The sequence below is a fragment of the Nocardioides sp. genome (genome assembly GCF_035429765.1).
Lineage (GTDB): Bacteria > Actinomycetota > Actinomycetes > Propionibacteriales > Nocardioidaceae > Nocardioides.
On sequence record NZ_DAOMFK010000127.1, the window covers coordinates 1 to 8,740 of the forward strand.

11 protein-coding genes, 4 tRNA genes and 1 pseudogene are annotated in these 8,740 nt (G+C 71.6%); 7 read left to right on the top strand and 9 right to left on the bottom strand.

The window, feature by feature from the left end:
- A pseudogene (locus tag PLP61_RS11740) lies at positions 1-234 on the top strand (hypothetical protein); the annotation flags it as partial.
- A 46-nt stretch (positions 235-280) separates the two neighbouring features.
- On the opposite strand, the gene PLP61_RS11745 reads toward PLP61_RS11740, so the two are convergent.
- Both PLP61_RS11745 and thrS read right to left on the bottom strand, forming a co-directional pair.
- Positions 281-826: an HIT family protein gene (locus PLP61_RS11745; RefSeq protein WP_324502904.1), complete on the bottom strand. Its 546-nt coding sequence runs from the start codon at positions 824-826 to the stop codon at positions 281-283.
- Positions 826-2,811 (bottom strand): threonine--tRNA ligase, encoded by a 1,986-nt coding sequence (gene thrS / locus PLP61_RS11750; RefSeq protein WP_324502905.1) that lies wholly within the window; start codon positions 2,809-2,811, stop codon positions 826-828. The genes PLP61_RS11745 and thrS overlap by 1 nt, the downstream gene beginning before the upstream one ends.
- Before the next feature lie 156 nt (positions 2,812-2,967).
- Here thrS and PLP61_RS11755 point away from each other — a divergent pair, with 156 nt between their 5' ends.
- On the top strand, positions 2,968-3,669 hold the full coding sequence (locus tag PLP61_RS11755; RefSeq protein WP_324502906.1) for an MBL fold metallo-hydrolase: 702 nt from the start codon (positions 2,968-2,970) through the stop codon (positions 3,667-3,669).
- On the top strand, positions 3,657-3,941 hold the full coding sequence (locus tag PLP61_RS11760) for an MBL fold metallo-hydrolase (protein ID WP_324502907.1): 285 nt from the start codon (positions 3,657-3,659) through the stop codon (positions 3,939-3,941). Before PLP61_RS11755 ends, PLP61_RS11760 begins: the two co-directional genes overlap by 13 nt.
- Here the strand turns inward: PLP61_RS11760 and PLP61_RS11765 are convergent.
- From PLP61_RS11765 to PLP61_RS11785, 5 genes are all read right to left on the bottom strand, one after another.
- Complete coding sequence (locus tag PLP61_RS11765) at positions 3,922-4,848, bottom strand: alpha/beta fold hydrolase (RefSeq protein WP_324502908.1); 927 nt, start codon at positions 4,846-4,848, stop codon at positions 3,922-3,924. The two genes, PLP61_RS11760 and PLP61_RS11765, sit on opposite strands and share 20 nt — an antisense overlap.
- A 68-nt stretch (positions 4,849-4,916) precedes the next feature.
- On the bottom strand, positions 4,917-5,441 hold the full coding sequence (locus PLP61_RS11770; protein WP_324502909.1) for a 2'-5' RNA ligase family protein: 525 nt from the start codon (positions 5,439-5,441) through the stop codon (positions 4,917-4,919).
- A gap of 66 nt (positions 5,442-5,507) precedes the next feature.
- Positions 5,508-5,705 carry an RRP12 family protein gene (locus tag PLP61_RS11775; RefSeq protein WP_324502910.1) on the bottom strand — a complete coding sequence of 66 codons (198 nt, stop codon included), beginning with the start codon at positions 5,703-5,705 and terminating at the stop codon, positions 5,508-5,510.
- Between the two features lie 183 nt (positions 5,706-5,888).
- Positions 5,889-5,960: transfer RNA gene (locus tag PLP61_RS11780), tRNA-Val, on the bottom strand.
- A gap of 62 nt (positions 5,961-6,022) precedes the next feature.
- Positions 6,023-6,496 carry a PGPGW domain-containing protein gene (locus tag PLP61_RS11785; RefSeq protein WP_324502911.1) on the bottom strand — a complete coding sequence of 158 codons (474 nt, stop codon included), beginning with the start codon at positions 6,494-6,496 and terminating at the stop codon, positions 6,023-6,025.
- A 146-nt stretch (positions 6,497-6,642) separates the two neighbouring features.
- Here PLP61_RS11785 and PLP61_RS11790 point away from each other — a divergent pair, with 146 nt between their 5' ends.
- Positions 6,643-7,068 (top strand): SsgA family sporulation/cell division regulator, encoded by a 426-nt coding sequence (locus PLP61_RS11790; RefSeq protein WP_324502912.1) that lies wholly within the window; start codon positions 6,643-6,645, stop codon positions 7,066-7,068.
- Positions 7,069-7,075: 7 nt separating this feature from the next.
- On the opposite strand, the gene PLP61_RS11795 is transcribed toward PLP61_RS11790, so the two are convergent.
- A complete protein-coding gene (locus PLP61_RS11795) occupies positions 7,076-7,897 on the bottom strand; it encodes an aminotransferase class IV (protein WP_324502913.1) in 822 nt (273 codons plus the stop codon).
- A 136-nt stretch (positions 7,898-8,033) separates the two neighbouring features.
- Here PLP61_RS11795 and PLP61_RS11800 point away from each other — a divergent pair.
- The 3 genes from PLP61_RS11800 to PLP61_RS11810 all read left to right on the top strand — a co-directional run bounded on the left by PLP61_RS11800 (position 8,034) and on the right by PLP61_RS11810 (position 8,287).
- Positions 8,034-8,106, top strand: a tRNA-Gly gene (locus PLP61_RS11800).
- 28 nt (positions 8,107-8,134) lie between these two features.
- Positions 8,135-8,205 (top strand) — tRNA-Cys (locus PLP61_RS11805).
- 10 nt (positions 8,206-8,215) lie between these two features.
- Positions 8,216-8,287: transfer RNA gene (locus tag PLP61_RS11810), tRNA-Val, on the top strand.
- Between the two features lie 129 nt (positions 8,288-8,416).
- Here the strand turns inward: PLP61_RS11810 and PLP61_RS11815 are convergent.
- Complete coding sequence (locus tag PLP61_RS11815) at positions 8,417-8,614, bottom strand: helix-turn-helix domain-containing protein (RefSeq protein WP_324502914.1); 198 nt, start codon at positions 8,612-8,614, stop codon at positions 8,417-8,419.
- Positions 8,615-8,740: the final 126 nt, after the last annotated feature.

Sequence of the window (8,740 nt, forward strand, 5' to 3'; positions counted from 1 at the left end):
CGCGCGATCGCCCCGACGGTGCTGGGCCGGCCGGTGCACGTCCCGCGGCCCGGGGAGTACGTCGCCCGCGGCGCCGCGCGGCAGGCCGCCTGGGCGCTCACCGGGTCACTGCCGGACTGGCCGCTGCCCGGGACCCAGGTGCACGACTCCCCCGTGGTCGCCTCGGTCCGGGAGCGCTACCGCGAGGCCACCGCCCGCGGCACCCTGCGCCGACCCGTCACAAACGGCAGCTGACCCGTCACAGATTGCGCGCGACCCGTCACAGACTGCCCGCGACCCGTCACGAACCGAGCGGCCAGGCCTCGGCCAGGAGCGCCCGGGTCTCGGTGAGCAGCTGAGGCAGCGTCTTGGTACGGCCGATGACCGGCATGAAGTTGGTGTCCCCTCCCCAGCGAGGCACCACGTGCTGGTGCAGGTGGGCGGCGATGCCGGCCCCGGCGACCGAGCCCTGGTTCATCCCCACGTTGAAGCCCTGGGCGCCTGACACCGACCGGATCACCCGCATCGCGGTGCGGGTGAGGTCGGCCATGTCCGCGGCCTCCTCGTCGGTGGTCTCGGTGTAGTCGGCGATGTGCCGGTACGGGCAGACCATCAGGTGCCCCGACGCGTAGGGGTAGAGGTTCATCACGGCGTAGGTCAGCCGGCCCCGGTGCACGACGAGCCCCTCCTCGTCCGGCAGCCGCGGGATCCGGCAGAACGGGCACTCCCCCGGCGTCTCGTCCGCGGGCTTGTTCTCGCCCCTGAGGTACGCCATCCGGTGCGGCGTCCAGAGACGGTCCAGGGCGTCGGGCTCCCCGAGGCCGTCCTGGTGCACCGTGTCACCCATCAGACCTGCTCGCGCGAGGCGACCGCGGCCTGCACACGCCGGATGGCCTCCTCCACCGGGACGCCGTTGTCCTGGTGGCCGTCTCGGTAGCGGAACGAGACCGCGCCGGCCTCGACGTCCTGGTCGCCGGCGATCAGCATGAACGGGACCTTCTGCAGCTGGGCGTTGCGGATCTTCTTCTGCATGCGGTCGTCGGAGTCGTCGACCTCGACACGCAGGCCCAGCTCCCGCATCCGCCGCGCCACGGCGTACAGGTGCTCGTTGTGCCGCTCGGCGATCGGGATCGCCTGCACCTGCACCGGCGCGAGCCAGGGCGGGAACGCGCCGGCGTAGTGCTCGACGAGTACGCCGAAGAATCGCTCCAGCGAGCCGAACTTCGCGGAGTGGATCATCACCGGCTGCTGGCGGGAGCCGTCGGCGGCCTGGTACTCCAGCCCGAACCCCTCCGGCTGGTTGAAGTCGTACTGGATCGTGGACATCTGCCAGGTGCGCCCGATCGCGTCCTTGGCCTGCACGGAGATCTTCGGCCCGTAGAACGCGGCCCCGCCCGGGTCGGGCACCAGCTCCAGCCCCGTCTCCGTGGCTGCCTGCTCGAGGATGCGGGTGGCACTCTCCCACTGCTCGTCGGAGCCCATGAACTTGTCCTTCGTGTCGTCCCGGGTCGACAGCTCCAGGTAGAAGTCCTCCAGCCCGAAGTCGCGCAGCAGCCCCAGCACGAAAGCGAGCAGGTGCTTGACCTCGTCGGCGGCCTGCTCCGGCGCGCAGTAGGAGTGGGAGTCGTCCTGGGTGAGACCGCGCACCCGGGTCAGGCCGTGCACCACGCCGGACTTCTCGAACCGGTAGACCGTCCCGAACTCGAACAGCCGCAGCGGCAGCTCGCGGTAGGACCGCCCGCGCGAGCGGTAGATCAGGTTGTGCATCGGGCAGTTCATCGCCTTGAGGTAGTAGCTCGCCCCCTCCATGTGCATCGGGGGGAACATGGTGTCGGCGAAGTACGGCAGGTGCCCGGAGGTGTGGAAGAGCCCCTCCTTGGTGATGTGGGGGGTGCCGACGTAGCTGAAGCCCTCCTCGATGTGGCGCTGCCGGACGTAGTCCTCCATCACCCGCTTCACCACCCCGCCCCGGGGGTGGAAGACCGCGAGCCCGGAGCCGAGCTCGTCGGGGAAGCTGAACAGGTCCAGGTCGCGGCCCAGCTTGCGGTGGTCGCGACGCTCGGCCTCCTCGAGACGGTGCAGGTGCTCGGCCAGCGCCTCCTTGGACTCCCAGGCGGTGCCGTAGATGCGCTGGAGCTGCTTGTTCTTCTCGTCCCCGCGCCAGTACGCCGCGGCGGTGCGCATCAGCTTGAACGCCGGGATGCGCTTGGTCGTCGGCAGGTGCGGGCCCCGGCAGAGGTCCTTCCAGGCCAGCGAGCCGTCCCGGCGCAGGTTGTCGTAGATCGTGAGCTCGCCGGCGCCGACCTCGACGCTGGCCCCCTCCGCGGCCTGCGCGGCGTGGCCGGAGCCCTTGAGCCCGATCAGCTCGAGCTTGTAGGGCTCGTCGGCGAGCTCGGCGATCGCGTCGTGGTCGGAGACCTCCCGGCGGGAGAACCGCTGGCCCTCCTTGACGATCTTGCGCATCCGGGTCTCGAGCTTCTCGAGGTCCTCGGGGACGAACGGGGTCTCGACGTCGAAGTCGTAGTAGAACCCGTTCTCCACCGGCGGCCCGATCCCGAGCCTCGCCTCGGGGAACAGCTCCTGGACCGCCTGGGCGAGCACGTGCGCGGTGGAGTGCCGCAGGATGTTGCGCCCGTCCGGGGTGTCGATCGGCACCGCCTCGACGACGGCGCCGTCGCTGAGCTCGTGCGCCAGGTCGCGCAGCTCGTCGTCGACCCGGGCCGCGATGACCGACGGGTCGTCGGCGAACAGCTCCCAGGCCTTCGTGCCGGTGGTGACCGTCCGCTCCTCGCGCGCGTCGGCGTGGACGAGGACGACCTTGATGTCGGGCACGGAAGGGGCTCCTGGTGGTGTGGTGCGGCGGCGCCGCGGGCAGGCTCGATGGTATCGACGGGGTGCGAGGCAGCGCACAGCGGTTTCGGGCCGGACCGGAGGATACTGGTGCGTACGACGCACCAGGCACGTCGTACGCACCAGTAGGTGGTCAGGATGCGTGGAGCACGGACGACATTCGCGGTGACAGCCTCGCTGGCCGGGGCGCTGGCGGGGAGGTACGCCGCGGGGCGGCGCAGCGAGGACCGGGAGACCACCGCCGAGCTTGACACCAGACTCACCGACCTCGGCGAGGTCGGTCGGCTGTCGGTGCTGCCCCTGGTGGAGCGGCACACCGCGCGGGACACGCTCCGTGGCGAGGCGGGGGTGTCCTACCTGGTCCGGGCCGACGGGTTGACGCTCCTGTTCGACACCGGTCTGGGTCTGGGCAAGGGCCGGACGGCGCTGGAGGCCAACGCGGCGGACCTCGGCGTCCGGTTCGACGACCTCGACTGCCTGGTGCTCTCCCACCTGCACGCCGACCACGTCGGCGGCGCCGCCTCGCAGCTCCGGCACACCTTCACCCTCGGCGCCGAGCAGCAGCTGCCGAGCTCCCTGCCGGCGTACGTCCCCACCGAGATGAGCCACCCCCGCGCCGACGTCGCCGTCGTCGAGCGGGCGCGGGTGATCGGCCCCGGGGTGGCGGTGCTGCCACCGCTTCCGCGGATGCTGTTCTGGCTCGGACCCGTGGCCGAGCAGGCGCTGGTGGTCAACGTGCGCGGCGCGGCCTGGTGCTCCTCACCGGCTGCGGACACCCGCAGATCGAGCGCACCCTCGCCTCCGTCGAGCGGGTCGCGGACGCGCCCGTGCACGCCGTGATCGGGGGCCTGCACCTGCCGGTCCACGCCTGGGGAACGCCGCTGGTGCCCCAGGCGGTGCTCGGCAGCCCGAGCTGGCCGTGGCGACCCCTCGGCGAGGACGACGCGCGCCGGGTGATCTCGGCGATCCGTGAGCGGGGGCCGGCCCTCGTCGCGCTGTCCGGCCACGACAGCACGCAGTGGACGCTGGACGCCTTCGCCGGCGCCTTCGGCGACGGCTACCGCACGGTGCGGGTCGGAGAGGAGCTCGTGGTCAGCGAGCCGGCGCGCTGACCCCTGCGGACCCACGGTCGACGAACGCGAGCACGTCGCGCGGCAGGCGGTCGCTCATGGCCGCGCGCAGGTGGCCGATCCCGTGGTAGCTGACCACGGTGCAGTCGGGGATCAGCCGCTCGGTCTCCGCGACCAGGTCCGGCGGGAAGAAGAGGTCCTCCTCCGCAGCCAGCAGCAGCACCGGTACGCCGATCTGCGGGAGGACCTCGCGGGCGTCGAACGCCAGCTCGGCCTCCGCCTCGACCAGCAGGTCGCCGGCCGGCACCTCCTCCCCGGCGAACAGACGCGCGAGCAGCGGGCCGACGAGTCGGCGGGCCTGTGCCTGCTCCGCGTCGGGGAAGATGTACTCGGCCATCACCAGCCCGGCGTCGCGGTAGCGTCCCTCGGCGCGCGCCAGCGCCCACCGGTGGTCGACGTCGCGGCCCCAGTCGCTGATCCGCCCGGCGCACAGGGCCACCACCACGTGGTCGAAGCGGTCGGGATGCCGGGCGGCGAGGTACTGCGCGATCATCCCGCCGTAGGACAGCCCCACCACCGCCTCCACGCGCCCTCCGAGCTCCTGCTCGATGGCCGTCGCGTGGTCGTCGGCCATGTCGGCGACGGTGTACCCGGTCGGCATCTGCCGCTTGCGGGTCACCTGCCAGACCGTGAAGCCCTCGTCGAGGAACGGCCGGAGCTGGGCGGCCGACAGTCTGCCGAAGGCCCCGCGGGGCACCTCGCTGCCAGGGCCACCGGGGATCCACAGCAGCTGCCGCGGCCCGTCCCCCCAGCGGGCGTACTCCATGCCGTTGGCGAACCGGCCGGTCCGCGCCTCCGGGAGCCCCTGCCACCACCGTCTCGCCCTGGCGGCGGTGAGCCCGCCGGCCACCGCCCCGGCGCCGACCACGACCGCTGCCCGCCGCGCCATCGCCGCTCCTTCCGACGTCTTCACCCTAGGCCTGGTCGGGGGCCCGGGTCACCCCGCGGAGGTGGCCCTCACAGCAGGTGCGGGAGGGGGTAGCGATTGCCGGTGCTGGTGTCGATCAGCGCCGCCCGGGTGGCGGTCGCGGTCAGCGGCAGCACGTCGTACACCGTCGCGGCGACGGTGCGGAGGTCGTCGAGGTGCAGCCGCGGGGCGAGGGTGACGTGCGGGGTCCAGACCCCGGGCCGGTAGTTGCGGTGCAGCTGCGCCCCCACCGCCAGGAGCGCCGACACCACCGCCTCGTGCCTCGGGGCCAGCCCGGGGGTGACCGCGGGCGCCAGCCAGCAGCGCGACCGGCGGAAGCTGCCCAGCGCGTCGAAGTAGAGCGGCAGCGCCGGTCGTTCGGGCAGTGCGGCGAGCGCGTCGGTCACCGTCGCGAGGTCGTAGCGAAGCAGCGACACGTAGGTGAGGTGCGGGACGTGGTGGCCGTGGGTGTGGGACGGCATGGACGGGACGCCGGCCTCCTCGAGCCGCCGCCAGAGCCCGCGCACGGCCGCGTCGGCGCGGTCGTCCAGCAGGAGGCAGACGGCGAGGGCCACGCCGTCACCCTATGAGGCGGGCCGGGCCGCCCGTCGGCAGTCATCTCGACAGGCGCGGCGGTGTGGTCAGCCCGACCAGGCTCTGCCGCCGGCCTCGGCGCCGAGGTTGACGAGGGCCATGAGGACCCGCAGCGCGGCCGCGGTCCCCAATGCCACCAGGGCTGCGCCGAGGACGAGATCGACCTCGGCCTCGGTCCGTCCCGTCAGGTCGGCCACCTCCTGGGTGGTCCGCCGGAACAGCTTCCCGAACTGCGACATGTCCACCTCGGCCTCTCCACCCCCGCCAGTGCCTCGCCTCAGCCTGCTCACGGAGTCACCGCGTGTCAACGGGAACGGCCAACCGCCGGCGGAAGAGGGGCAGGAGCCCGCCGGGCTGGTTGGGACTCCCGAGAACCGACGGACCCCTGCGCTAGTGCACTACCCGGAACTCCGGGGTGCATGCGTCGGTGGGCGATACTGGGTTCGAACCAGTGACCTCTTCGGTGTGAACGAAGCGCGCTACCACTGCGCCAATCGCCCTTGGTCGCCGCGGCCGGAGCAGCCGCCGCGCAGCGCGACTCTAACGCATGCCCGGGGCCTTCTCACATTCCGGGCAGCTCGGGCACCGCATCGCTGAGACCCTGCACCCAGTCCCACACGCTCACGAGTACCTCGGGCCAGCCGAAGGTCGCGACGTAGCCGGCCACGGCGACGACCACCAGCACCACACCGAGCAGCGTGAGCACGATGCGGCGGCGGCGTACGGCGGGGTCGAGGTCGCGCGCCTTGTCGGCCGCCTCGCGCGCCTTGTCCTTCATCGCCCGCATCCAGCGCTCGGCCCAGTGCCACTCCGTGGCGAGAATGCCGAGGCCGACCAGGATCGCCACGAGTCCCGGTCCGGGGGTCACCATCATGACTAGACCAGCCCCGATGACCAACACGCCGAAGATGGTGACCACCACTTTGGTGACCAGCCCGGTGATCGGATTGCGGTGCAAATGGACGTGCAGACGACTGGATGCCTCGCGAATCCGTCTCCAGACGCCACGATCCGAACGCGTCGTGTCGTCGGTCACCGTTCTCCTCTGGCCGCCGTTCGTGTGGTTTTCCGAGCGTAGCGGTCCGCCATGGGAAAGAATCCAGCCGAAAGGCGTCATGGCCCCCGCGGCGTGGCGTCTCTCTTGCGAAAGGCAAGACACGGAGTGCGAAGGAGGTGGCCCCCATGGCCGACAGCCGACCGATGGTGACCGCGATGACCCAGGACATCATGCTGGACTGCGTGGACCTGGCTGGAACCTCTCGTCAGCTCGAGGCGCAGCTCGCCTACGACTGCGAGGACCCCTTCGCGATCACCATGACCTTCCACACCCGCCAGGGCGACGTCCCCTGGGTGTTCCACCGCCAGCTGCTCATCAGCGGCCTCACCTCCCCCATCGGTGAGGGCGACGTGCACATCTGGCCCAGCATCGACCTCCAGGGCCGCGCGGTGGTGGTCATCGAGCTCCAGTCCAACTCGGGCTCGTTCGTGGCCCACGCCCACACCGAAGAGGTCTACCGCTTCCTGACCCGCTCGCTGGCCATGGTCCCGCTCGGCACCGAGCGCATCGACGTCGACGCGCTGATCGACTCCCTGCTCCCCTCGGCCTGATCCGGGCCTACGGGTCGAGGTCGTCCCGCTCCCGCTCCGCCCACACCCGGGCGACCTCGCGGGTGACCGGCCCCGGTGCCACCAGCTCGAGATCGTCCCAGCGGTGCACCCCCTGCACGTCCCTGGTCGTCGAGGCCAGGAAGACCTCCTCCGCCGCCCGCACGGCCTCCAGCGGCTCATCGACCTCCCGGCCGCCGTACCACTCCAGCACCAGGCCGCGGGTCACCCCGGCCAGGCACCCCGACGCCAGCGTCGGCGTCCGGACCTCGCCGTCGACCACGTAGAACACGTTCGACCCGGTCCCCTCGCAGAGGTCCCCCGCGCAGTTGCCGAACACCGCCTCGCTCGCGCCGCGCTCCTGGGCGTGGGCCAGGGCGATCACGTTCTCTGCGTACGACGTCGTCTTGAGGCCGGCGAGCGCGCCCCTCTCGTTGCGTGGCCACGGGACGGTGACCACCGCGGTGGTCTCGGGCCAGGTGTGCAACTCGTCCAGTACGACGGCCAGCGTCGGCGCGGCGTCGCCCCGCCCGGAGCCCATCGGGGCTGGGCCGGCGGTGTAGGTGATGCGCAGCCGCCCCCGATCGATCTCCTGCCCCTCCAGCACGGCCTCCACCGCGGCCCGGACCTGCGCCTCGTCGACGTCGGGCAGTCCCAGCCCGCGCGCCGAGCGGGCCAGCCGCCGCAGGTGCCGGGTGAGCGCGAAGGGGCCCGCGGGGAGGACCTTGACCGCCTCGAACACTCCGTCCCCGACGGTGAACCCGTGGTCGGTCACCGGCAGAGCGGGACCGGAGGGATCGGGGAGCAGGTGGCCGTTGACCCAGGCGCGCATAGCGGGAGTCTAGGAGGCCGTCTGCGCGCCCTCCCGACGGCCAACACGCCCGCCGGGGGGTGATTTGGGGTCCGGATCACGCATCGGTTAGGGTTCTCATCGCACCTGTGGGCGGGCATCCGGTCACGGCGTGCAGGCGGACGTAGCTCAGTTGGTAGAGCGCAACCTTGCCAAGGTTGAGGTCGCGAGTTCGAGCCTCGTCGTCCGCTCGGAGCGGGTCTCGGCAGACCCATCCACGGTGGGTTGGCCGAGAGGCGAGGCAACGGACTGCAAATCCGTGTACACGGGTTCAAATCCCGTACCCACCTCGTAGGTCCCGGGCGATTGGCGCAGTGGTAGCGCGCTTCCTTGACACGGAAGAGGTCACTGGTTCAAACCCAGTATCGCCCACAGAGAAACCCAAGGTCAGAGGCCCTTTTGAGGGTCTCTTCCCGTTTCCGGGAACATATGGGGAACAAGGAACAGCCCCGTTTGGCCGCTCCCGGCCCGCGCCCTGTCCGCGGTTGAGCCTTTGAAAGCTCATCGCCAGTTGCCCACCGGCCGGGCATCGATGAACCGCTCGATCGAGTCGACCTTGATCCGCAGCGTCTTGCGGCCGAGCCGAACGGCTTCGAGCTGGCCGTCGGAGATGTAGCGGCGGACGGTGCGGGTCGAGACGGCGAGTGCGTCGGCCGCGTCGCCGATCGAGACGAGGCGTCGGGTGATGGGGGCAACCATGGTGATCTCCTTGGGTTGGTGGCGCCCCGGATGGCCGCCCTCACTCCCCCAAGGCGCAATCGTTGCGGCGAGTGGCCAAACGTGTTCATGTGCGCCCCCAGAACCCGTGATCCCGGATCCGCCCGA